23 protein-coding genes and 1 pseudogene are annotated in these 23,050 nt (G+C 62.1%); 13 read left to right on the top strand and 11 right to left on the bottom strand.

Translation table 11 applies throughout. The features are described from left to right. Positions 1–48 precede the first annotated feature (48 nt). A complete protein-coding gene (locus CO676_RS09105) occupies positions 49–459 on the bottom strand; it encodes a 4-oxalocrotonate tautomerase family protein (RefSeq protein WP_097520498.1) in 411 nt (136 codons plus the stop codon). Positions 460–564: 105 nt separating this feature from the next. Between CO676_RS09105 and CO676_RS09100 the strand changes: the two are divergent. Further along, a pseudogene (locus CO676_RS09100) lies at positions 565–1,423 on the top strand (LysR substrate-binding domain-containing protein). A 122-nt stretch (positions 1,424–1,545) separates the two neighbouring features. Beyond that, the gene (gene bmt, locus CO676_RS09095; protein ID WP_014764913.1) at positions 1,546–2,562 is read left to right on the top strand and encodes a betaine--homocysteine S-methyltransferase; all 1,017 of its coding nucleotides are present in this window, start codon (positions 1,546–1,548) and stop codon (positions 2,560–2,562) included. 88 nt (positions 2,563–2,650) lie between these two features. On the opposite strand, the gene CO676_RS09090 is transcribed toward bmt, so the two are convergent. The 3 genes from CO676_RS09090 to CO676_RS09080 form a co-directional block, all read right to left on the bottom strand. After that, the gene (locus tag CO676_RS09090) at positions 2,651–4,618 is read right to left on the bottom strand and encodes an acyltransferase family protein (RefSeq protein WP_097520496.1); all 1,968 of its coding nucleotides are present in this window, start codon (positions 4,616–4,618) and stop codon (positions 2,651–2,653) included. Between the two features lie 153 nt (positions 4,619–4,771). Continuing rightward, complete coding sequence (locus tag CO676_RS09085; RefSeq protein ID WP_097520494.1) at positions 4,772–5,926, bottom strand: pyridoxal phosphate-dependent aminotransferase; 1,155 nt, start codon at positions 5,924–5,926, stop codon at positions 4,772–4,774. A gap of 52 nt (positions 5,927–5,978) precedes the next feature. Next, on the bottom strand, positions 5,979–6,617 hold the full coding sequence (locus CO676_RS09080; RefSeq protein WP_097520492.1) for a PAS domain-containing protein: 639 nt from the start codon (positions 6,615–6,617) through the stop codon (positions 5,979–5,981). 117 nt (positions 6,618–6,734) lie between these two features. Here CO676_RS09080 and CO676_RS09075 point away from each other — a divergent pair, with 117 nt between their 5' ends. Next, positions 6,735–7,079, top strand: a complete 345-nt coding sequence (locus CO676_RS09075) for a hypothetical protein (protein WP_097520490.1) — start codon at positions 6,735–6,737, stop codon at positions 7,077–7,079. A 135-nt stretch (positions 7,080–7,214) separates the two neighbouring features. Here the strand turns inward: CO676_RS09075 and CO676_RS09070 are convergent, their stop codons facing one another. The 5 genes from CO676_RS09070 to CO676_RS09050 all read right to left on the bottom strand — a co-directional run bounded on the left by CO676_RS09070 (position 7,215) and on the right by CO676_RS09050 (position 13,156). Then, entirely contained in the window at positions 7,215–9,209 is a 1,995-nt protein-coding gene (locus tag CO676_RS09070; protein WP_179875440.1) for a VWA domain-containing protein, read from the bottom strand. Further along, entirely contained in the window at positions 9,206–9,736 is a 531-nt protein-coding gene (locus CO676_RS09065) for an RNA polymerase sigma factor (protein ID WP_097520488.1), read from the bottom strand. Before CO676_RS09065 ends, CO676_RS09070 begins: the two co-directional genes overlap by 4 nt. Positions 9,737–9,827: 91 nt before the next feature. Continuing rightward, on the bottom strand, positions 9,828–10,595 hold the full coding sequence (locus CO676_RS09060; RefSeq protein WP_097520486.1) for a phosphodiester glycosidase family protein: 768 nt from the start codon (positions 10,593–10,595) through the stop codon (positions 9,828–9,830). A 177-nt stretch (positions 10,596–10,772) separates the two neighbouring features. Then, positions 10,773–11,474, bottom strand: coding sequence for a 4Fe-4S dicluster domain-containing protein (locus CO676_RS09055; protein ID WP_097520484.1), 702 nt, complete (start codon positions 11,472–11,474; stop codon positions 10,773–10,775). Positions 11,475–11,581: 107 nt separating this feature from the next. Next, entirely contained in the window at positions 11,582–13,156 is a 1,575-nt protein-coding gene (locus CO676_RS09050; RefSeq protein ID WP_097520482.1) for a trimethylamine methyltransferase family protein, read from the bottom strand. Between the two features lie 517 nt (positions 13,157–13,673). Between CO676_RS09050 and CO676_RS09045 the strand changes: the two genes are divergently transcribed. After that, complete coding sequence (locus CO676_RS09045) at positions 13,674–14,372, top strand: cobalamin-binding protein (RefSeq protein WP_014764923.1); 699 nt, start codon at positions 13,674–13,676, stop codon at positions 14,370–14,372. A gap of 106 nt (positions 14,373–14,478) precedes the next feature. Here the strand turns inward: CO676_RS09045 and CO676_RS09040 are convergent, their stop codons facing one another. Further along, complete coding sequence (locus tag CO676_RS09040; protein ID WP_080605651.1) at positions 14,479–14,637, bottom strand: entericidin; 159 nt, start codon at positions 14,635–14,637, stop codon at positions 14,479–14,481. Between the two features lie 39 nt (positions 14,638–14,676). Here CO676_RS09040 and CO676_RS09035 point away from each other — a divergent pair, with 39 nt between their 5' ends. The 3 genes from CO676_RS09035 (at position 14,677) to CO676_RS09025 (ending at position 16,533) form a co-directional block, all read left to right on the top strand. Beyond that, positions 14,677–15,300 (top strand): DUF1638 domain-containing protein, encoded by a 624-nt coding sequence (locus CO676_RS09035; RefSeq protein ID WP_014764924.1) that lies wholly within the window; start codon positions 14,677–14,679, stop codon positions 15,298–15,300. A gap of 199 nt (positions 15,301–15,499) precedes the next feature. Beyond that, positions 15,500–16,318, top strand: coding sequence for a formyl transferase (locus CO676_RS09030; protein ID WP_014764925.1), 819 nt, complete (start codon positions 15,500–15,502; stop codon positions 16,316–16,318). A gap of 20 nt (positions 16,319–16,338) precedes the next feature. Beyond that, positions 16,339–16,533 carry a hypothetical protein gene (locus CO676_RS09025; RefSeq protein ID WP_097520480.1) on the top strand — a complete coding sequence of 65 codons (195 nt, stop codon included), beginning with the start codon at positions 16,339–16,341 and terminating at the stop codon, positions 16,531–16,533. 25 nt (positions 16,534–16,558) lie between these two features. On the opposite strand, the gene CO676_RS35975 is transcribed toward CO676_RS09025, so the two are convergent. After that, a complete protein-coding gene (locus CO676_RS35975; protein WP_080605652.1) occupies positions 16,559–16,708 on the bottom strand; it encodes an entericidin in 150 nt (49 codons plus the stop codon). Positions 16,709–17,538: 830 nt separating this feature from the next. Here CO676_RS35975 and CO676_RS09010 point away from each other — a divergent pair. From CO676_RS09010 to CO676_RS08985, 6 genes are all read left to right on the top strand, one after another. Next, on the top strand, positions 17,539–17,841 hold the full coding sequence (locus tag CO676_RS09010; protein ID WP_014764927.1) for a virulence factor: 303 nt from the start codon (positions 17,539–17,541) through the stop codon (positions 17,839–17,841). Then, a complete protein-coding gene (locus CO676_RS09005; RefSeq protein ID WP_014764928.1) occupies positions 17,834–18,415 on the top strand; it encodes a methylenetetrahydrofolate reductase C-terminal domain-containing protein in 582 nt (193 codons plus the stop codon). The genes CO676_RS09010 and CO676_RS09005 overlap by 8 nt, the downstream gene beginning before the upstream one ends. Then, positions 18,412–19,503, top strand: coding sequence for a methylenetetrahydrofolate reductase (locus CO676_RS09000; RefSeq protein WP_014764929.1), 1,092 nt, complete (start codon positions 18,412–18,414; stop codon positions 19,501–19,503). The genes CO676_RS09005 and CO676_RS09000 overlap by 4 nt, the downstream gene beginning before the upstream one ends. Before the next feature lie 121 nt (positions 19,504–19,624). Continuing rightward, positions 19,625–20,587: a methyltetrahydrofolate cobalamin methyltransferase gene (locus CO676_RS08995; RefSeq protein WP_014764930.1), complete on the top strand. Its 963-nt coding sequence runs from the start codon at positions 19,625–19,627 to the stop codon at positions 20,585–20,587. A 2-nt stretch (positions 20,588–20,589) separates the two neighbouring features. Then, complete coding sequence (locus CO676_RS08990; protein WP_014764931.1) at positions 20,590–20,922, top strand: hypothetical protein; 333 nt, start codon at positions 20,590–20,592, stop codon at positions 20,920–20,922. A 70-nt stretch (positions 20,923–20,992) separates the two neighbouring features. Then, positions 20,993–23,041, top strand: a complete 2,049-nt coding sequence (locus tag CO676_RS08985; protein WP_097520478.1) for an ASKHA domain-containing protein — start codon at positions 20,993–20,995, stop codon at positions 23,039–23,041. Positions 23,042–23,050: the final 9 nt, after the last annotated feature.

Genomic DNA, 23,050 nt, shown 5'->3' with positions numbered 1-23,050 from the left:
AGGCCTCCGTTGAGAAAAGGGCGCCGGGTTCGGCGCCCTAACCGCTTTCTAAGCGGCGGCCTGCAAGTTGCCGCTGATAAACCGGAACTCCTGCGTCTTGCCGCCATAGCCATAAGCGGCGGCAGGCACCTCGTGGACGAGCACGTAGCTTTCGGGGTGGACCTCGCCGAGTAGGGCTTCGAACGCGAGATAGACCGCCTCGACATAGCTGGCGAGTTCCTGTTTTAAATTGGTCCCGTCGACAACCTTGATATCGAGCCAGAAGCTGGCTGTCTGCTGCGAAGCCATCGACTTTCCCCCGGCGAACCAGTGGTGCGGGTCGATATAGCTTATCGTAATCGCCGTGACAGCCGGATCCTTGCGCAGATGCAGGCGTGTCAATTCGCTGACGGATGCCGCGATTTGCGCGGACAGATCGGGGTTCGCGGCCGCGGAGACGGCGATGTTGATGATCGGCATAAGAATTCCTTTCTTGGATGGTTTAGACGACGAGGTAAGCTTGTCATCTTCATCACATCAGAAAAATCGAATTGTTCTGCAGAAATAATTCTGCATTATCGAACTATGAGAATGATCGACCCTGAGCTCCTGCGCACTTTCCTCGCCTTTGCAGAGGGCGGATCGCTCGCCCGTGCCGCGGAAGCCGTCAATCGCTCGCCGTCTGCCGTGACGGCGCAGATGCAGCGGCTGGAAGCGCAGGTCGGCGAGCCTCTTCTCGCACCAGCGGGGGCGATCCTTGACGCCTACGGGCGAGGATTTCGTCGCTCATGCCCGCCGTATCCTCGATGCGCATCGCGACGCGTGGCTCAGCCTCAAGGGCGCCCGGGCGGACGGCCGGGTGGTGCTCGGCAGTACCCAGGACTTCGCCGACACAACGCTTCCGGCCTTGCTTCGCCGCTTCGCCCGGTCGCATCCGCGCGTTCGCCTCGATCTGCGGATCGGCCGCACGAAAGAACTGACGGCGGCTTACGAGCAGGGCCAGATCGACATACTCCTGGCGATGCGGCAGACATCGTCAGCAGACGAATTGCTTATCCTGCGCGAAGCGATGATCTGGTTGAGCTCGGAGCATCGCATGACCTCCGCCAACACCGATCTCGCATTGGCAGTGCTCGACCCGCCCTGCGGCTTTCGCACCGCCGCCATTTCCACGCTCGAGGCAATCAACCGCCCCTTCCGGATCGCCGCGACCAGCCCGAGCCTGTCAGGCCTGCGTGCCGCGGTCCTGAGCGGCATTGCGATCACGGTGCGCACGGATCGGTTTCTTGGTACCGGCATTGTCCCCGCGCCGCGACAGCTCGATCTGCCGGCGCTGCCAATTGCGGAATTCAGCCTGCGCCTGCGCCTGAACGCAGAGCAGGTCTCGGTCGATCTCGCTGCCCTGCTGGCGGATGAATTGCCGCGGCTGCCAACGGGCGCTTGATCCTCCGAATCCGATTACCGTCCACTTCGAGCCTCGATTCATATTTAGCTTGCTTCCTCACGCGCAAACACATAAAGATATGTTTATATCTTGCTACACTTTAGTTCAGCCGGGAAAAGCCGATGTCCATTGCAGCCAACGCTCTCTCCGATCTCCTCGCCCAGAAGGGCGTTTTGCTTGCCGACGGTGCGACCGGGACGTCGCTCTTCGCCATGGGTCTTGAGGCTGGCGAGGCGCCGGAACTCTGGAACGAGACGAAGCCGGAAAACATCACCAAACTGCATCAGGATTTCGTCGACGCCGGCGCCGACATCATCCTGACCAATTCCTTCGGCGGCACGCGCCACCGGCTGAAGCTTCACCAGGCGGAAGATCGTGTGCATGCGCTCAACAAGCGCGCCGCCGAGATCGCCCGTGCCGTCGCCGACAAGGCGTCGCGCAAGGTCATCACCGCCGGCTCCGTCGGTCCGACCGGCGAACTGCTGATCCCGCTCGGTGCGCTCTCCTATGAGGATGCCGTTTCAGCCTTCGTCGAGCAGATCGAAGGTCTCAAGGCCGGTGGCGCGGAAGTCGCCTGGATCGAGACGATGTCTTCGCCCGACGAGATCCGCGCGGCAGCCGAGGCCGCAACAAAGGTCGGTCTCCCCTACGTCTACACGGGCTCCTTCGACACCGCCGGCAAGACGATGATGGGGCTGCATCCCAAGGACCTCCACACGGTTGCCGCGGATATCGGCGAGGGCCCGGTCGCGGTCGGCGCCAATTGCGGCGTCGGCGCATCCGATATCCTGTCGTCGCTCCTCGACATGACCGCCGCCAATCCGGAGGGCATCGTCGTCGTCAAGGGCAATTGCGGCATTCCGGAGTTCCGCGGATCGGAGATCCACTATTCCGGCACGCCGCCGCTGATGGCCGAATATGCGCGGCTTGCCATGGACGCCGGCGCCAAGATCATCGGCGGCTGCTGCGGCACCTCATGCAATCACCTGGCGGCGATGCGGCTTGCCCTCGACAATCACGCGAAGGGCCAGCGTCCGTCTCTCGAGGTGATCGTCGAAAAGATCGGCCCCTTGCGCAACAAGACGGCCAATGAAGCTGCCGCCGCTCCGGCACGCGAAAGACGCAGCCGCCGCGCTTAAAGCCTCTCACGGCTCGGTGGAATCAATTTTTTCACCGAGCAGTGTAGGATTTCGTCAGCGCAGATGCCAAGCGCCGCCAGATCCACGACTAAAGGTCGGAAACATCAAAGGCGCGCGTAGGCTTCACCAAGCGAGAGAGGACATCCTGTTCTGCCGCGTCCACGAAGGCTCGGTAGAAGTTGAACGAGAGACCCATCTGGCGTGAGCCCCCGGCAGAGAAATGTCCGTGATCCTCGAATAGGGCGACGCCCTTATCTTCGACTTTGCAGAAGTCCCCGTCGCAAAGGTGGTCCATGAAGCTGACCACAGGATATTCATCGGCGATGTCCGCGATGACTTGGAGCACGCCTTTGTTGCTGGCCCGGACATCGCCCAGCGACAGCTCACAGCGCTCAGTCGCTTGACCAAGAAGCCTCGCCCGCGCAACGCAGAGGCCGGTATCCCTGCCATTCTGCGGCGGCGGTGCTACCGAAACCGTATTAAAACCGTTGGACTCAAGCCAAGCAAGCGTCGAGCGGAAGTCATCCGTCAGGATCTTTATGTCGGAGGGAACCTCCCGACGTCCGTCGAGAAGTACCGTCTTCTCGTTCATATATTGGCTGAGCTGCGATGAGAGGACAACGTAGCGGATCGACTTATTGGCAAGCAAGAAGCGCCTGACGTCTGCATTGTGCTGCGCGCATTCCTCCGACCAGCCGCGGCCCAGCCGCGGCAAAATGGGCGCCAGGTTCAGAAACGGGCCGCAATTGTTCTTGGTGAGTTGCACCAGTCGCACATCGGGTTTTGAAGCGATGATGCCGTCGACAAGGTGTCGGGCGTACGAGTCGCCCCAGACTGCAATTTCCGGCCTGGGATTCGTCGCGCATTTGAGATCGACGACAGCGTCGCATTCCTTGGCGAGACCGACGCTCGGTTCGATTAGCCGCGCAAGCTCACGGTTTTGGAATGCGAACCCGTCGGTCCCGTCAAGACTCAGCCCCGCGCCGATTGCGACGCTGGCACCGGTGAGCGTCAAGGCGAAAACGGCGCCACGAGCCACGCGAGCCGGTTTGCGGAACGGCAGTTCGATGTAGCGCCAGCTTAGATAGGCAAGTACCAAACACAGCCCCAGCAAGAGGATGTAGCCCATGGGGGGAATCTCGTCGATCGCGCGTAAACGCGCAAAGGCCAAGACCGGCTGATGCCAGAGGTAGAGGCTATAGCTGATGAGGCCGATCGCCACCAGCGGCCGGGCGCTTAATAGCCTGCCGACAAGCGTGTCCGCCCGCCCAAAAGCGAGTACCAATGCGGTCCCAAGCACCACGGGCGCTGTTGTCCAGCCAGGATAGAACGCCGACTCACGGACGAGAAAGTAACTTGCAACAATGGCAAAGAGACCGAGCCCGGCGGCAAATTCGCGAAGGCCTCTGGAAAGACGGATACGCTCCTGACCAGCGAGCGCCAGCATCGCCCCGACGCCGAGTTCCCAAAGACGGCTTGGCAGCAGGTAGAAGTTTGCCGCCGGCTCAACGCGGGCGAGAATCTGGGTGGCACCAAAACTGAGGACAACACCGACGGCCGAGACCTTCAGTACCGTCTCCGCTGGATAGCGGCGAAGCGCCAGCAGAAACAACGGAAGGACGATATAGAACTGTTCTTCGACCGCCAGGGACCAGGTGTGCAAGAGCGGCATCAATTCGCTGCTTGGCGCGAAATAGCCGGTCTGGTTCCAGAACACGAAGTTCGATCCGAAAAGATTCACGGCATAGAGACCCTTGCCGAAGTCATTGAGCTCCTGCGGCAGCATCCACATGACGGCGAAGATCGTCGACACGACGCATACGAAGAACAATGCCGGTGCGAGCCGGCGCGCACGGCGCTCATAGAAGGAGACGATGCTGAAGCGGCCCTCACGAATTTCGCGGTGAATGATCGACGTGATAAGGAAGCCGCTTATGACAAGGAAGACGTCGACACCTGCAAATCCGCCCCCAATGAAATCGAAACCAGCGTGAAAGAGAAGGACGGGCACGACTGCGATCGCGCGCAGTCCATCGATTTCGGGTCTGTAATGCATCAAGGAAGAAAACGCCTATTGGATGAACGCCCGTTACCACGGACTTCGCCGACGAGCCACCGCGCCGCCTGGTATATTCACCTTTGTGCGAATTCTAAGGCGCGTTGTTTCGGTGGGTCGCCGGCCGCCGCCGGTTAGAACGATAGCCGTGGCTTACGCGCTGAGCACCTGACTGCGCCCAGCGTTGAGATGTTGGCGCCAGGCATCCAGTCCCGCCTCCATTTTCTTCCGACCGAAGCCGACGCGGAAGCGGTCCTGCGGGATCGGCAGGAGGTCGGACGTGAAGAGGCCTGAAGGAAGCAACAGCACGCCGGATTCTTCGAGCAACTGACGGCAATGCGCCTCGACTCCATCCACGCCGAGATAACGGGCGAAACCGACGCAACCGCCATCGGGCGGGAGCCATTCATAAAACTCCGGGAACTTCGAGAAGAAGTCACCGAGCTTTTCGAGATTGGCCGCGCAAAGTGCGCGATTGCGAGCGAGAATGCGTTCGCGCGATTTCAGTGCGATCGTCGCCAGCACTTCCGACGGTCGAGAATTGCAGATCGACAGATAGTGCTTCATGCCCTCCATGCGTTTGAGCAACGCGTGGTCCCGGCAGGCGATCCAACCGATCCTGAGGCCCGGCAGACCATAGGCCTTCGACATGACGTTCAGCGAAACACCCCCTTCGAAAAGCTCGGCCGTCTGCGGCAGGCGCTTGGCGTCTTCGCGCTCGAGTCCGCGATAGACCTCGTCGCTGAAAAGATGGATGCCGCGCTCGGCGCAGAGCTCGGCGAGTTCCCGGAACGTCTTCTGATCGGCGATCGCGCCAGTCGGATTGTTGGGAAAATTGACGGCAATCAGTCTTGTATTGGGCTTCAGCGCCGCGCGCACATCGGCAATGTCGAGCTGCCAATCATTCTCGGGCCGAAGCGGCACCCCGCTCACCGACGCGGCGATCGTCAACGGCAGCGTCTCCATCGATTGATAGTTCGGGACGGTGACGATGGCATGGTCGTCGGGGCCGAGCAGCGCGACCATGGCGCAATAAAGCCCCTCCTCCGCTCCGGCGAAACAGAGAATGTCTGCCGCGTCGAGGCCCTCGTAAGTGACCGCAATCGCCTCGCGCAGCGCCGGTGCCCCATAGGTCTCGGTATAGCCAAGCGTCAGCCGCTCCCAGGCGTCGCGATCGGCGTCATCGGCATGGGACAGCAATTCGGCCATCGTCATGGTTTCGCTGTCGCTGGCGGTCATGTGGTGGCGCGCGGTAAACTCCCAGCGCGAGAAATGCTTTTCCAGCCGGAATGGCGGCAAGACCGTCATGGTTTCGTCCTCCTCGTGCAGGTCGGTCGGGCGGCATACGTGGTTCGGAAGTTCAGCCGCCGTTCTCTTGGCGCGCGGCGGCAAGATAGTTGTAGATCGAAGCCCGCGAGGCGCCGAGCAGGCTCGCCAGGTGATCGACGGCGTTGCGCGTCTTGAAAAGGCCCTGCTCTTCGAGCGCCGCCACAAGAGCGACGCGGTCCGCGCGCTTCAAGGCGGAAAGCGCAAGGCTCTTCGCCTTCAGCCAGCCATGGAGCGCCGCATTGATCTCCTCCCGCCAATCGCGCGAGAAGAGCGCCTGTGGCCGCGGTTCCGGGGTGCCGGCAAAGGCCGCCAGCAGCTTCACTGCGGCATCAATCCGCGAGACATCGAGATTGATGCAGAGAAGACCAATGGCGCCGCCGTCTGTATCGCGCAGCACGGCGGAAACCGACTTCAGCCGGCGCCCATCCGGGCCAGTCTTTTCATAGGGTCCGAGCACCAAGGCGTCGCCTGTCACCTCGCCAAGGCCATCCGAGATGAGCGACTCCATGCCCGGTGCCCGTCCAGAAAAGGCGTTCCACAGCGCCGCGATGCGGCCGGTGGCAAGATCGTGGAGAACGACCTCCGCATGCGGATAGAGCAGCGCGCTTATCGCCGCGGCGGATGACCGATGCATCGCGAGATCAGAAGGAATGGCGGGTTCGATGTTCATGAGCACATTTGGCCGGACGTTGGATTTTTTGTCAATATTTGATTTTATGTCTATTGTTGCGGATCGCCTGCGCCTCGCCTATCCCGTGGGTCGTTCGATTCGAGGGGAGACGATTCCATGAGCACAACAGCCGCCTTTCCGGACAGGGACACGACCGCTACCAAGCTTTGGAGCTTTGGCGAAGCGGACCAGGCCTTCGTCAAGCTGCTGATGGAGAACCCGGAACAGGATGAGAACCTGATCGAGGGGCTCTATCGCCATCTCGACCTTACCGCCGAAGCGCGCTTACTGAATTCCTTGAAGCTGGAGAAGCTCGGCCAGTGGCTCGGCAACGAGGCACCGGCCCGGCTTCAGATGCGGCTCATGGAAGCCGCCCGTTCCAGCCAGCATCCGGCCTATCAGGCGTTCAGGGCTGGTCTGGCCAAATCCGGCGGCTTGGAGAGTGCCTTTTCAAAAACTTGAGCGAGCTAGGTTCGGAGCATGGGCGCTGCATCTTTCAGTTCGCGGCGCCCGTGCTCTCAGCTGACCGCTCGCCGTCGCGGCGAGCGGCGTTTCCCGTTTCACCGCCTGCGGATCGCAGCGGCGGACAAGCGGTCATCATTCACCCGAAACCCCTTTTGCCAGCCGAACCAGATTGACGAACTCGCCGCGATATCCGAACGGGTCCGCCCCCTTGGCACCGGCTGCGAGATCGGCAATCGCCGCATAGGGATAGTCGGCAAGCGCCGAATTTCCGGCGAGCTTCTGGCCGAAGGCCGCGACCGACACGGAAAGGCGGACATCCGCAGGTGCTTCCGCGAGCGAGGGCACCGCATTGGCCTCAGTGACCGGCGTTGTGATCAACTCGCTCTTGGCGTCGTCCGGTTTCTTGTAGCGGATCTTCAGGAAGGCGAGTTCGCCACTGTTGGCGGTCGCGTTGGCCGAGGGTTTCTCGGCCGTCGCATAACGCAGGTCGTCGTTGAGGACCGCCGGGCTGCCCTTGGGCGTCACCTCGTAGATCGCCGTTACGCTGTGGCCGGAGCCGATATCGCCCGCATCGACCTTGTCGTTGTTGAAGTCCTCGCGCTTCAACGCGCGCGTCTCGTAGCCGATCAGCCGGTATTCGGCGATCGCCGCTGGATTGAACTCCACCTGCAGCTTGACATCCTTGGCGATCGGGAAGAGCGACGAACCCGCCTCCTCGACGAGCGTCTTCTGGGCTTCCGCCAGTGTGTCGATATAGGCTGCAACGCCGTTGCCGTTCTGGGCGATTGTCTGCATCAGCGCATCGTTGTAATTGCCGCGGCCGAAGCCGAGGACGGAGAGGAAGATGCCGCTCCTGCGCTTCGTCTCGACCAGCCGCTTCAAGTCTTCGTCGCTCGATGGTCCGACATTGAAGTCGCCATCGGTCGCCAGCAGGATGCGATTGACGCCGTCCTTGACGAAGGCTTTCTCCGCCAGTCGATAGGCTGCGTCGATGCCCGCAGCACCGGCTGTCGAGCCGCCTGGCTGCAGCGTGTCGATCGCCGCCAGGATCTTCGCCTTGTCCGTGATCGATGTGGGCTCCAGCACCGTGCCGGCATTGCCGGCATAGGTGACGATCGACACCGTGTCCTCCGGCCTCAACCGATCGACCAACAGCCGGAAGGCATTTTTGAGGAGCGGCAGCTTGTCCGGTTCGTCCATGGAGCCGGAGACGTCGATCAGGAAGACGAGGTTGGCTTTCGGCGCCTCCTTCTGAACCAGCTCATAGCCCTTGATCGCCACATGCATCAGTCGCGTTCCGGCGTTCCATGGCGTCGGCGTCACCGTGACAGTGGCCTTGAACGGCTCCGCCGCCGCAGTGGGGCGCGGCCAGTCATACGGAAAATAATTGACCATCTCCTCGACGCGGACGGCATCGGGAGAGGGCATCTCGCCCGCCATCAGCGAGCGGCGGACGAAGGAATAGGAGGCTGTATCGACATCGACGGAGAAGGTCGAAACCGGCTCGGTCGCGACGCTCTTGACAGGATTTGCATCGGCGTTGCCGAAGCGTTCACGGTTCTCGATTGGCGGCGGGAGGATATCGCTCGGCGCTGCTGGTGCCGGCATGATTTCCATTCGGCCGCGCGCAACAACTCCACCCGCTGCGCCAAGAGGTGCCGCGACGTCCATCGCCTGGCTCGCCACCGCTTCTGCCTCCGGTCCGGCGGCCGGCTTGCTCGCCGGCTGCTCGGCAACTTCGGCCTTCTTCTCCTCTAGAAGCATTGGCGCGGTGGCATCAGCCGAGGACGCGGCCAGCTTGGCTTGCTCGCGCTTGGCGGCGATCTCACTTTCGAAACCGATCGGTGGCCGATTGCGGACAAATTCCAGAGTCAGGAAGGCGGCGGCAGGTACGACGATCAGCGTCGCCAATGCCGATCCGGCAAGCAATTTGCGGTTCATCATGGGGCCCCATATCCGGTTGAAGATGGAGCTTTGACGAGCGGGCCTCGCCGATCCTTGGGTTGCTGTCGAATTTTCCGCCGCCCCGTCATAGGCGTGCATCGCGGCGGCGAGAGCCCGCGCCCGCGCCTCGTCCGTCGGCTTCGGCGGCGTCCGTCCGGACAGCATGTCGAGTTCGTCAGTCATTGCACTGCCTCCTTGCCGAGCAGCGTCCGCAGGCGCTTGCGCGCCTCGTGGACGTGCCAGGAGATGGTCGCTTCCGAGCAGCCGAGCACGTCGGCGGCTGCCGCATGGCTCAGGCCCTCGGCATAAACGAGCAACACGGCATCGCATTGCTTTTCCGGCAGTGCCCGCACCGCCGCCCAGAGCGCCTCCCGCCGGTCCTCGTCATCGCTTCCTGAACCAGCTTTCAATGCGGGATCGGACGCATAGGCCTCGAGTTTTCGTTCGTTGCGCGCCTGCCGGCGCCGGTGATCGCGCGCCGCATTCAGCGTCAACGTATAGAGCCAGGTTCGGAACCGACTGGTGCCGCGGAAACCGCGGATCGCTGCGCCTAGCCGAATGCAGACGTCCTGTGCGATATCCTCCGCGTCGGTCTCGCTGCCCGACCAGCGCCAGGCGACCGCATGGACGAAATCATAGTGGCGCTCGATCAATCGGCCGAAGGCCTCGCGATCCCCCTTCACCGCCCTGTCAACGAGTTCCGCGTCCAAGTCCCTGCCCGCTCTTGTACTGTTCGACTATTAGACGTCCGCCGATCGCCGTTCCTTGGGGGCCCGAAGCAAAAAAGATTCTGCGCTGGGTTCATTTCGGAAACCGGGCGACGACGGCGATGATCGGCCCGAGCGGAAACAGCCGGTCGTGACGACTGATCTCCGGTGCGTAGAGGCTCGAGATCGTGCCGTCGAGGAAGAGCGCGTTCGGGCAACCAAGCGGGTCGCGGAACAGTGTCGCAAAATCATGGAAGCGCACCGGCCGCTTTGAAACCGCGAAAACGACCTCGCCGCTTTTCGTGACGCCGACGCCGTTGCGGGTCTTCAGGCTGTCGCTGTCCGGCAGGAAGCGCGGGTGAAGCGCGCCGTCAATCACCAGCATCGGTCCGGACTGCGTTGCGAAGCGCGCCTTGATGCCGGCATCGCGATAGGCCTCCGCCGCCATCACCCCCGCCTTGCCGTCGCCGACATAGAAGAGGCCGTTCGGCAATAAATGGAAATTGCCCCAGCCGGGGTTGGTATTGAGCTGCGCCTGCTCGACACCCTCTTCGACATGCAGACCGACAGGAGAAAGGTCCTCATGATACATCCCACCGTTCATGGCGAAGGCGATGTATTCGTCCCGCTCGCGCAGTTCGAGTGAAAGCGCCTTGAAGGACTTGAACGGCGCACCAGTCTGGTCCTTGTTGTAGAGGCGAATGTCGCTCGCGGCGGGATCGAAATTGCAGGCGATATAGTCCTCGCCCAGATGGCTTACGGTGCGGCAGGCGGCAGTTGCGGGTTCGGCCAATGAGGGCTTTGCAAGACCAGCCGTGAGGATGGCGGCGCCGACGAGAAAGGCTTTGGGGAACAGCGGCATGGGGCTGGGGTCTCGCGTGAATCGTCACCCGCAGCATTGCATGAATTGCGGCAGTTTGATGCGCACGATCTTTTCGAAAATTGTAAGCTCGGCGACTCAATCATGGCGCGTCCGCGGCGCAGGAAATCTTCGTCACCTACCTATCGGGCGACTGGAGCCGACCGACGTTCACCGGCTTTACAGGCTGAGCGCCGCCATATGGAAACTGAGTTGCGCAGGCGAATAGCGGTAGTCCCATCCGACAGGACAGGCGTCGCGTGAAAGACAACCTCGGGCGAGGCAGCCGCCTGCCGCCTCGGCCTTGAGATGCGCGCGACAGCGACCGACTTCGAAGGTGCCAGACGCCAGAGCATCGGCCGGACAGGCGGAAATGCACGGCTTCGCTTCACAAATTTCGCAAGGGTGGCCGGCCATAACCGAGCCCGTCTGCGGCAACGCGCGGTCAAAGCCAAGCGCACCGCGATAGCCGTGCCAGAGGCCATAATGCGGGTGGATCAGGATGCCGAGCGGTGACGGCTCCAGTCCCTCGGCGCGCATCGCCCACTGCTGGAAAGGCTGCCACGGTGGATCGGACGGGAAATAGGCTGTGGCAGCGACCACCTCCGCCACGGGACAGATCACTCGCTTCGACCAGTTGTCGAGCGGATCCGAACCGCCGCGAGACGGCTCGCCTTCGCGCCAGGTCGTGAACGGCTTCCAAATCGAGCCGCCGATATTGCCGATCAGCACGACGCTCGCAGCAGGCTCGCCGCCGTTGAGCTGGGGTGCGGCTTCCCCCGGCGCAAAATTCACGGTGCCGCGCAAAAAAAGTCCGTGCGGCTCGAGAGCCGCACGGAGCGTTTGGAGAAGATTGTCGACACAACCCGGGGCCGCCGTCATTTCGGCTTCGGCCCCTGAGTCTCATAATGCGGGCGCCAGACCTCCTTCTGGATCATGTCGGCCACCTGCGCCGCGCCGCCTTGCTCCCTGGCTCGCTCGGGAGCCTTTCAGGTGAAGGCGTCGGGCATCGAGTCCTTGCGCTTGGCGATGTAGTCCTTGAGGGCTTCGTCGATTGCCGGATCGAGATAGGGCGCCTCGTAGTGTTCGAGCCAGCTGCGGGCGAGCGCATTGGCGCGCTGCTCGATCCGCTTCTCGCCTTCGATCTCCCACTGTTCGAAGGAATTGTTGTCGGCGAGCGGCGAACGGTAGAAGGCCGTCTGGAAGTTGGCCTGGGTGTGGGCGCAACCGAGATAATGGCTGCCGGGACCGACTTCGCGGATCGCGTCGAGCGCCTGGGCGTTTTCGGAAAGATCGACGCCCTCGGCCATCTTCTGCATCATGCCAAGCTGGTCCTGGTCGATCATGAACTTCTCGTAGGACGAGACGAGACCGCCTTCGAGCCAGCCGGCTGCGTGCAGCACGAAGTTGGTGCCGGCGAGGAGCGTCATGTTGATCGTGTTCGCCGACTCGTGCGCCGCCTGAGCATCGGGGACCTTGGAACCGCAGAGCGAACCGCCGGTACGGAACGGCAGGCCAAGGCGCCGGGCGAGCTGGGCCGCGCCATAGGAGACCAGCGACGGCTCCGGCGTGCCGAAGGTCGGGGCGCCCGATTGCATCGAGATCGACGCGGCAAAAGTGCCGAAGAGAACCGGTGCGCCCTTGCGGATGAGCTGGGTGAACGCGGCACCGGCGAGTACTTCAGCCAGAATCTGCGTCAGCGTGCCGGCAACAGTGACGGGGCTCATCGCGCCCGACAGGATGAAGGGCGACAGCACGCAGGCCTGGTTATGGCGTGCGTAGACCTTCAGCGCACCCACCATCGTCTCGTCGAAGACCATCGGCGAGTTGGCGTTGATCAGGTTCAGCGTGACGGTGTTGTTCTCGACGAAATCGTCGCCGAAGACGATCTTCGCCATGGCGATCGTGTCTTCCGCACGCTCCGGCGCCGTCACCGAGCCCATGAACGGCTTGTCGGAATATTTGATATGGCTGTAGACCATATCGAGATGGCGCTTGTTGACGGGGACGTCGACCGGCTCGCAGACCGTGCCACCCGACGAATGGACGGACGGCGCCATATAGGCGAGCTTAACGAAATTGCGGAAATCCTCGATCGTCGCATAGCGGCGGTTGCCCTCGAGGTCGCGTACGAAGGGCGGGCCGTAGACCGGCGCGAAAACCGTTGCCTTGCCGCCGATATGGGCATTGCGCTCCGGGTTGCGTGCATGCCAGGTGAAGTTCGACGGCGCGGTCTTCAGGAGCTCCCGGCAGAGCCCTTTCGGGAAATGAACGCGTTGGCCGCGCACATCGGCGCCGGCCGCCTTCCACAGCTCGAGCGCCTCGGCGTCATCGCGAAATTCGATGCCGATCTCCTCGAGAATGACGTCGGCATTGCGCTCGATAAGCTGCAGGCCCTCCTCGTCGAGCACCTCATATTCGCGAATCTTGCGCTGGATATAGGGCAGAGACGGTCCCGGGCCGCCGCCGGTGCGGGATGCGCGGCGCGCTGCCGCTCCGCGTCCCTCGCCACGCGCGCGGCGTCCGCCGCCTTCGACCGCGCCTTGTTCTGTAACGTCGCTCATTCGCTCATTCCTCTCCCGCCGCGCCCTAGCATGAAGGACGCTGCAATATATCGGTAGGTGGGCGCATAATCCTTTCCGCAGGTCGAATCCAGTGGCGGCACCATGCGCCCGGCATGGATTTGGCCTAATGCTACCAAGCCGCCGGAACCGTACGGGTCTTAATGCGCCAACAGGTGGCGCAACTTAGACACTCGACCGGCGCGTGCCCGCACAGGGACTGCGGTCGCGAGGACAAGGGCAGCACTCCTGCAAAATCTCCAAAGGATTGCGCAAGCGCCCGAACTAACGCCTTGAACTGTTGCATAATTTTACCCGCTGACAGTTTCCGTATCCGCGCATTTTGCGATAGGACTATCAAACGCGCGAGGCGTGAGAGCCGCGTCGTCGTTTTCATCATCTGCGACGTCGCATTCGAAAAGAGTTTTTTAGGCGCCGCCCGCTATGGATGGGGCAACGCGTCCGGAGTGATCGTGCCACCCGCGCGAAACGGCTATGCCAGGAACCGAGGAACCCTACTATGGCAGACGATGAAATCATTCTCGAGGACCTTTCCGACGAGGAACTCGTGCAGCAGATGCATGACGACCTTTATGACGGTCTCAAGGAGGAAATCGAGGATGGAACGAACATCCTCCTCAAGCGCGGCTGGACTCCCTACGATATCCTCACCCAGGCGCTCGTCGAAGGCATGCGCATCGTCGGCATCGACTTCCGCGACGGCATTCTCTTCGTGCCGGAGGTGCTGCTTTCCGCCAACGCGATGAAGGCCGGCATGTTCATCCTGCGTCCGCTGCTTGTCGAAACCGGTGCGCCGAAGCTCGGCAAGATGGTCATCGGTACCGTCAAGGGCGACATTCACGACATCGGCAAGAACCTCGTCGGCATGATGATGGAGGGCGCCGGCTTCGACGTGGTCGACCTCGGCATCAACAATCCGGTCGAGAACTATCTGGAAGCGATCGAACGCGAGCAGCCGGACATCCTCGGCATGTCGGCGCTCCTGACGACGACCATGCCTTATATGAAGGTCGTCATCGACACGATGAAGGAAAAGGGCCTGCGCGACGATTATGTCGTCCTCGTCGGCGGAGCGCCTCTCAACGAGGAATTCGGCAAGGCCGTCGGCGCCGACGCCTATTGCCGCGACGCGGCCGTCGCCGTTGAAACCGCCAAGGACTTCATGAAGCGCAAGCACAACAAGCTCGCTGCCGGCTGAGCCTGAACGATCATTCGAGAAGAAAGCCGGCTGCATCGGTGTAAACCGCAGCCGGCTTTCCATTTTGCGGCAGAAGGGCGCGGATGAGGCGCCCCTACCTCAATCGTCAGTTCGCGGCCCCCGCGACCCGGCGGCCAGCCGACTCTGTCGCGTTGACCGTATTCGCAGTATCCTGTCCCATGCCGCGGATTGTGTTGGCGCAGGAACTCAGGGTCGTCAAAGCCACCAGAATGGCGCCGATCGTTGCGAGAGTCTTCGTTGTCATGACTATGATTCCTTCATGTTGCTGCAAGGACGAATAGAGATGGAAAACGCAACGTCGGCAAGAGAACGTACACAACCAAAGAAAGTTCATGTCATTGGGTGCGGTGCCATCGCGCGCGAAATTCTTGCCATCTGCGAGGCCAACAAGCTCCAGCATATCGAGCTCAACTGTCTGCCCGCCATCTGGCACAATACGCCGGAAAAGATCGTGCCCGGCCTGCGTGAGGCGATCGCCCGGGCCCGCGCCGACGGTTTCGAACGCATCTTCATCGCCTATGCTGATTGCGGCACCGGCGGGCTCATCGATCGGCTCTGCGAGGAGGAAGGCGTCGAGCGGATCCCCGGCCCGCATTGCTACTCGTTCTTCGCCGGCAATGCCGATTTCGCCGCGCGCTGGGACGACGATCTCACCGCCTTCTTTCTCACCGATTTCCTCGCCCGCCAGTTCGAGGCCTTTGTGATCGAGCCGCTCGGCCTCGACCGCCACCCGGAACTGCGTGACATGTATTTCGGCCACTACCGCAAGCTCGTCTATCTTTCGCAGGTGGAGGACGAGGCTCTGCAAGCGAAAGCGCGCCGCGCTGCGGAGACGCTCGGGCTCGCGTACGAATATCGATACACCGGTTACGGTGATCTCAGCCGCTCATTGATCGAAGTGTCATAAACGCGGATCAAATTCCGCGTTGAGTTTTATTCACGGCGCAGAAGCGCCGAAGGCTCCCCTGGTCTTATGCTGAATCGGTTTCGCCATCGTCGCGACAGCCAACCCGCTTAAGACGTCGGTAACGTCTGTGTAGGCATATCTGTTACTGCGCCGCCGCCACGGCCTAGGAAGTCCGCCCAGAACAATCCTTCCCGAAGTCATGTACCGATCGAATAGCGCCCTCTCGGAGAAAGAAGCGGAACCGGCAGGCTCGGCCGGCCGGCGCATCGTCGTCGTTACCGCAGGGGGTGAAAACCCGAATATCCTGATCAACGCGCTCGCCGCCCATTATTGCGACATCGTCGTGCTGCAGGAGCAGCCGGAATCCAAGGTGGTCTTTGTCAGACGGCGCGCCCGAAAGCTCGGATGGAGCACGGCTCTTGGCCAACTCGCAACGATGATCGCCTCGCGTTTCGGCAAGCGCTTCTCGCGCCGGCGAGCCGCCGAAATTCTGCACCAGTATGGCGTCTCTGCCGAGACCAACCGCTTGGTGCCCGTGCACCACATTGCCTCGATCAACGATGCCGAGGGCCGCGCGCGGCTGACGGCGCTTCAACCCGCCGTGGTCTTTCTGGTCAGTTGCCGCATGCTGAAGCCGGAAACCCTGGCTATGGTTCCCTGCCCGATCCTGAACTTCCATGCCGGCATCAACCCGCAATACCGCGGTCTGATGGGCGGCTATTGGGCGCTCCTCAGCAATGAACCGGAGAATTTCGGCGCGACCGTTCATCTCGTCGATGAAGGCGTCGACACTGGCGCCATTCTCTACCAGTCGCGACAGGTGCCGAGTCGCGCCGATACGATGCACACCTATCCGCTGCTCCAGACCGCCGGATCGACAGACGTTGCGATCCGGGCGGTCGAGGATGCGCTCGCCGGAAAACTCCGACCGGTGAATGTCACCGCGCCTTCCCGGCAATGGTATCACCCGCCAGTCTGGACGTGGGTTTGGAACGGCATGCGGCGTGGGATCTGGTAGACCGGGAAACAGGAAACCTGATGCAGCAAGATCGCTATGAACTCGTGCTCGACCCGACGGACCATTGGATCGTGTGGGACAATATGACCGGTGTGCCGGCCGTGTTTGCCGACCAGATCCTAGCCGGGCTCACCGAGTCCGAGGCGGAAGCAACTCTCAGAGTGCTCGTCGCAATCGAGCGGACCCGCCCGACATCAGCGGAGGATGCGGCATAGTCGCTTCGGCGCTGCGAACGCTATCCTACTGAGCAGCCCCCAAGACGCGTTTGGTCGCACTATCCACAGCGTGACCTGTCTGCGTACTGTCCTGTCTGAAGCCGCGCGCAGTGTTTGCGCAGGATGAGAGTGTGAGCAGCGCAAAACACAACATTGCGATCGCAGTCCTTGACATCATAACCTCCAGGTGTGTCGGCACATCCGATGGAAATGATGCTCGTTTGCGCGAAATCAAGCGGCGCGGATATCTCGGGTCTAGGGAATACTAGCGCCACGCCATATGTCATACCCAATCCATGACTGGAGAATCATGATGAACCCCAAATCATTGATTGTCGCAGCTGCGATTGCACTTTTGTCGGTAGCCGGATGTGTCAGCAACCAGGCCAGCCAACAGAACACCACCCCTCCTCCTCCAAGCGCATCCGGCGGTTCTGGCGGTGGTAGCATGGGCGGCAGCCAGGGCAGCGGAAGCTCCGGCTATTGAACGGACAGCCGAGCGTCCGCTTCGAACAATCCACGCCGCCTGTCTGTCGCAGGACAAACGCGCCGTGAGAGTCTCAATAGTAGGGCGTGTCTCACACCCGATCTGTTGCTATGCTACATGTTTGCCGGGCGTGACGTGAATGGCTATAAATGACCATGCTCTAGTATTCTGAGCCAGCCACACAAACGCTTCTCAAGCCGACATCCCCCCGCGACGTCACCATCCAAATCAGGGCGCTTTCCAGGGCGCGTTTCGGCGCCGCGAATGACAAATACCGCCGCCAAGATACCCGTGACGCATTTCGCTCGTATACGAACCGTGGAGCGTCGTTTTTGGACATATCCGACGTCGTGGCAAGGTGAGCCACGGTGCGTGGACATGCGCATTGTCGGCATTACAGCGCCGCGCGTCAGAACTGACACGTAAAGGACGATGTAACACTTTGACTCGGCGCATAATCCATTCCGAAAACCGATTTCGGTTTTCGGCGTTATGCGCTGGAGGAGAACAGGAATTCCATGGCAGACCGCATCATCGTTTACTGGCGCGATATCCCCGCCCAAGTCATCATCAAACAGGGCCGCAAGAGCGCCAAACGCGAGCTTTCGCTGCGCTTCACCGAAGCGATCGACATGTGCGCCATGCGCACCGGCGCCGCCGAGACCGACGACTATCTTGCCGAGTGGCGCAAGGCCGAACCTGTTTCGGTTTCAGACGATCTCGAGGCGGAGGCCGACAAGGCGGCCGCCGAATTGGAGGCTGCTTACGACAGGGACAGGCTTGTTGCGCTCGTCAAGGCCGGAGGGCGGGACAATGCCTGACGCCAAGGTCGTCACCGGCAACGCGCAGCCCGCAAAGAAGGCGGCCACGGGCGCCTTTACGCCGACCAACGTGTCCCCGAGCCGCCGTTCGCGCCACAAATATACGGTCCGGCTCTGGGCGGTGCGCCACTCGCGCTTCCTCGAGTGGTTCTACAATCGCTTCGCCGACATGTTCCTGATGCTCCATCCTCTCTGGAACGCCATTGGCTATAGCCGCGTTGAGCGGCCGGTGACCTTCGTCGAACGCCACGTCAAAGGCTTCCTTTTCGACTGTCGCATGTGTGGCCAGTGCGCGCTGTCCTCGACCGGCATGTCCTGCCCGATGAACTGTCCGAAGCAACTCAGGAACGGACCTTGCGGCGGCGTTCGCGCCAATGGCAACTGCGAAGTGGAACCGGACATGCCCTGCGTCTGGGTTCAGGCGTGGAAGGGTTCGCAGAACATGGAAAAAGGCAACGCGATTATGAACGTCCAGAAGCCAGTCAACCAGTCGCTGCGCGAAACCTCGTCCTGGTTGCGGGTGACGGCGGAAGCCGCAGCGAGCGCTGAGGCGAACAAGGAAGACCAGCGATGAGCCCGGACATCAACCCTTTAGATCCCGGTGCACCGCTCGATCCCCTGCCCGGCCATTCGTCGCGCGGCCGGCTGGAGCGGGTGCTCCGTCGCGGCGAGTTTGCCGTCACCGCCGAACTCAACCCACCGGATAGCGCAAATCCTCAGGACGTCTACGAGCGGGCGGCGATCTTCGACGGCTGGGTCGACGGCATCAATGCCGTCGACGCTTCGGGCGCCAACTGCCACATGTCGTCGGTCGGCATCTGTGCGCTGCTGACGCGCATGGGCTACTCGCCGATCATGCAGATCGCCTGCCGCGACAAAAACCGCATCGCCATTCAGGGCGACGTACTCGGCGCCTCGGCCATGGGCGTACAAAACATCATGTGCCTGACCGGCGACGGTGTGCAGGCCGGCGACCAGCCCGGTGCCAAGCCCGTCTTCGATCTCGACTGCATGTCGCTGCTCGAGACCGTCAGGATCATGCGCGACAACTCGAAATTCCTTTCCGGCCGCAAGCTGACGACGCCGCCGCAGGTCTTTCTTGGTGCGGCGATCAACCCCTTTGCCCCACCATACGATTTCCGGCCCTACCGGCTGGCAAAGAAGATCGAGGCGGGTGCCCAGTTCGTCCAGAGCCAGTATTGCTTCGACGTGCCGATGTTCCGCGAATACATGAAGAAGGTGCGCGACCTCGGTCTTCACGAAAAATGCTTCATCCTTGTCGGCGTCGGCCCGATGGCTTCGGCCAAGACCGCGCGCTGGATCCGCTCCAACGTGCCGGGCATCCACATTCCGGATTCGATCATCACACGCCTTGAAGGCGCTCAGGATCAGAAGAAGGAAGGCAAGCAGCTCTGCATCGACATCATCAACGAGGTGAAGGAGATCGAGGGCGTTTCCGGCGTTCACGTCATGGCTTACCGCCAGGAGGAATATGTGGCGGAGATCGTCCATGAGTCCGGCGTCTTGAAGGGTCGCAGGCCCTGGAAGCACGAAGCGACACCGGCGGAAACGCTGGTCGCCGAACGGCTCGAGCATCTGCGCGAAGGCATCGAGGAAAACCAGCAGCAGATGGCGGAGGCCGCGGCTCACCATCCGCATTGAGACAAGACCGCCGCTCGCGGCTTTATCAGAGGAAAACCGGCGCTTCGGCTCGTCCCGCGCCTTACAAACACAGACGGGGCCTATTACATAGCCCCACGCTTCAAGGATCAGAGGATCTTATATGACCCGCACCATCGTCGCTTCCGCCACACGCGAGATCGTCATCGGCTTCGACCAGCCCTTCTGCGTCATCGGCGAACGCATCAACCCGACCGGGCGCAAGAAGCTCGCTGCCGAAATGATCGAAGGCAACTTCGATACGGTTATCAAGGACGCGCTGGAGCAGGTCGCCGCGGGCGCGACGATGCTGGATGTCAATGCAGGTGTGACCGCTGTCAACCCCAACGAGACCGAACCGCCGCTGCTCGTCAAGACGCTGGAGATCGTCCAGGGCCTCGTCGACGTGCCGCTGTCGATCGACAGCTCCGTGACGGCTGCGATCGAAGCAGGCCTTCGCGTCGCCAAGGGCCGGCCGCTGGTCAACTCGGTCACCGGCGAAGAGGAAAAGCTGGAAGCGATCCTGCCGCTCGTCAAGAAATACGACGTACCGGTCGTGGCGATTTCCAACGACGAAACCGGCATCTCGATGGACCCGGACGTGCGCTTCGCCGTCGCCAAGAAGATCGTCGAGCGCGCCATGGATCACGGCATCAAGCCTCACGATATCGTTGTCGATCCGCTCGTCATGCCGATCGGCGCGCTTGGCGATGCCGGCCGGCAGGTCTTCGCGCTGCTGCGCCGCCTGCGCGAGGAATTGAAGGTGAATACCACCTGCGGCCTCTCCAACATCTCCTTCGGCCTGCCGCACCGCCACGGCATCAATGCCGGCTTCATCCCAATGGTGATCGGCGCCGGCATGACCTCGGCGATCATGAATCCCTGCCGTCCGCAGGAAATGGAAGCCGTGCGCGCCGCAAACGTCTTGAACGGGACTGACGCGAATTGCTCCAACTGGATCATGACCTATCGCGACCACAAGCCGGCCGAAGGCGGCCATGTCGTGGCCGCGGCGTCACCGGCAGCCGGCGGCGGACGGCGTGGCGGACGTGCGGCTCGCGCCGGCGGCGCGGCAAGGGGGGAATAGTCATGGCAAGACATTCCCTCGCGAGCGATCTGATGGCGCTGTGGTTCCAGGCGCCGATGGTCATTGCCGCCCGCACACAAGCCATGGCGTTTGCCGCCATGACCGGCTCTGCAACGGACTATGCCGAAAACAATCGCATGGTGACGGAGAAGATGGCCGCAGTCGCGGAAAGCGTTGTTGCAGCGAACGTCGCCATCGCGAAAGAGGGAATGGGACTCGCATCAGCATTTGCCGCCGGGAAGACCGTTTCCGACGGCCACAACCGCGTGACGGCCGCCGCCCTGCGCCCCTATGCCAAGCGCGTGCGGGCCAACGCCCGCCGGCTCTCGAAATAAACTGGCGCCGCGCGTCGCTTCGGACGCGCGAGGTCGCTCAAACCCCTTGGATTGCTGGCGAGACAGGAAAATGTTGAACGTGCCGCCGAAGGACAACAAGACCGATCCGCTGGTGCTGTTCATGCCATCGGGCAAGCGCGGGCGCTTCCCGATCGGCACGCCGATCCTTGACGCCGCGCGTTCGCTCGGAGTCTATGTCGAGAGCGTCTGCGGCGGACGCGCGACCTGCGGACGCTGCCAGGTCTCCGTGCAGGAAGGCAATTTCGCTAAGCACAAGATCGTCTCGTCGAACGAGCATATCTCGCCGGTTGGCCCGAAGGAACAGCGCTACGCGAGCGTGCGCGAACTGCCCGATGGCCGGCGCCTTTCCTGTTCCGCCCAGATCCTCGGGGATCTCGTCATTGACGTGCCGCAGGATACGGTCATCAATGCGCAGGTGGTGCGTAAAGCTGCGTCGGACCGGGTGATCGAGCGCAATGCCGCCGTCCAGATGTGCTATGTCGAGGTGGACGAGCCGGACATGCACAAGCCGCTCGGCGATCTAGACCGGATGAAGGCTGTTCTGGAGAAGGACTGGGGCTGGAAGGATCTCTTGATTGCTCCGCACCTGATCCCGCAGGTGCAGGGCATGCTGCGCAAGGGCAACTGGGCGGTGACCGCCGCGATCCACCGGGACATGGATTCCTCGCGTCCCTTCATCGTCGGTCTCTGGCCGGGATTGAAGAACGAGGCCTATGGCATTGCCTGCGACATCGGCTCGACGACGATCGCCATGCACCTGGTGTCGCTCTTGTCCGGCCGTATCGTCGCCTCCTCCGGCACATCAAACCCGCAGATCCGCTTCGGCGAGGATCTGATGAGCCGCGTCTCCTACGTGATGATGAACCCGGATGGCCGCGAGGCGATGACCAAGGCGGTGCGCGAGGCGGTGAACGGCCTGATCGGTAAGGTCTGCGCCGAGGGCGAGGTCGACCGCCACGATATCCTCGACATGGTGATCGTCGGCAACCCCATCATGCACCACCTGTTCCTCGGCATCGACCCGACCGAGCTCGGCCAGGCGCCGTTCGCGCTCGCCGTTTCCGGCGCGCTGCAATATTGGGCGCATGAGATCGACATCGAGGTCAATCGCGGCGCCAGACTCTACATGCTGCCCTGCATTGCCGGCCATGTCGGGGCGGACGCCGCCGGTGCTGCACTTTCGGAAGGCCCGCACCGGCAGGACAAGATGATGCTGCTCGTCGATGTCGGCACCAATGCCGAGATCGTGCTCGGCAACCGGGAACGCGTCGTTGCCGCCTCCTCGCCGACCGGACCGGCCTTCGAGGGCGCCGAGATTTCCTCCGGCCAGCGCGCCGCCCCGGGCGCGATCGAGCGCGTCCGCATCGACCCGGAAACGCTGGAGCCGCGCTTCCGCGTGATCGGCGTCGACAAATGGTCGGATGAAGAGGGTTTCGCCGAGGCCGCCGCAGCGGTCGGCGTCACCGGCATCTGCGGTTCGGCGATCATCGAAGTGGTCGCCGAGATGTATCTGACAGGGATCATCTCACAGGACGGTGTGGTCGATGGCGGCATGGCCGCAAGAAGCCCGCGCATCGTTCCGAACGGCCGCACCTTCTCCTATCTGCTGCATGACGGGGATCAGCGCATCACCGTCACGCAGAACGACATCCGGGCGATCCAGCTGGCCAAGGCGGCGCTCTATGCCGGGATCAAGCTCTTGATGGAAAAGCAGGGCGTCGACCGGGTCGATACGGTCCGCTTTGCCGGGGCCTTCGGCTCATTCATCGATCCGAAATACGCTATGGTGCTGGGCCTGATCCCGGATTGCGACCTCGATGAGGTAAAGGCTGTCGGCAATGCCGCCGGCACCGGTGCCCTGATGGCGCTCCTCAACCGCGACCACCGTCGTGAGATTGAGGAAACCGTGAGGAAAATCGAGAAGATAGAGACGGCTCTTGAATCGAAATTTCAGGAGCACTTCGTCAACGCCATGGCGATGCCGAACAAGGTCGACGCCTTCCCGAAGCTGGCCGAAGTCGTTGCGCTACCGGAGCGCAAGGTGCTGGCGGACGATGGCGAAGGCGGGGGACGCAGGAGGCGTAGGAGCCGAGAGTAGGCGCGATCG

The organism is Sinorhizobium sp. BJ1, from assembly GCF_002531555.1.
Taxonomy (GTDB): Bacteria; Pseudomonadota; Alphaproteobacteria; order Rhizobiales; family Rhizobiaceae; genus Sinorhizobium; species Sinorhizobium fredii_B.
The sequence above is the reverse complement of the archived record's forward strand: the minus strand, read 5'-3'. Positions and strand labels throughout refer to the sequence as shown.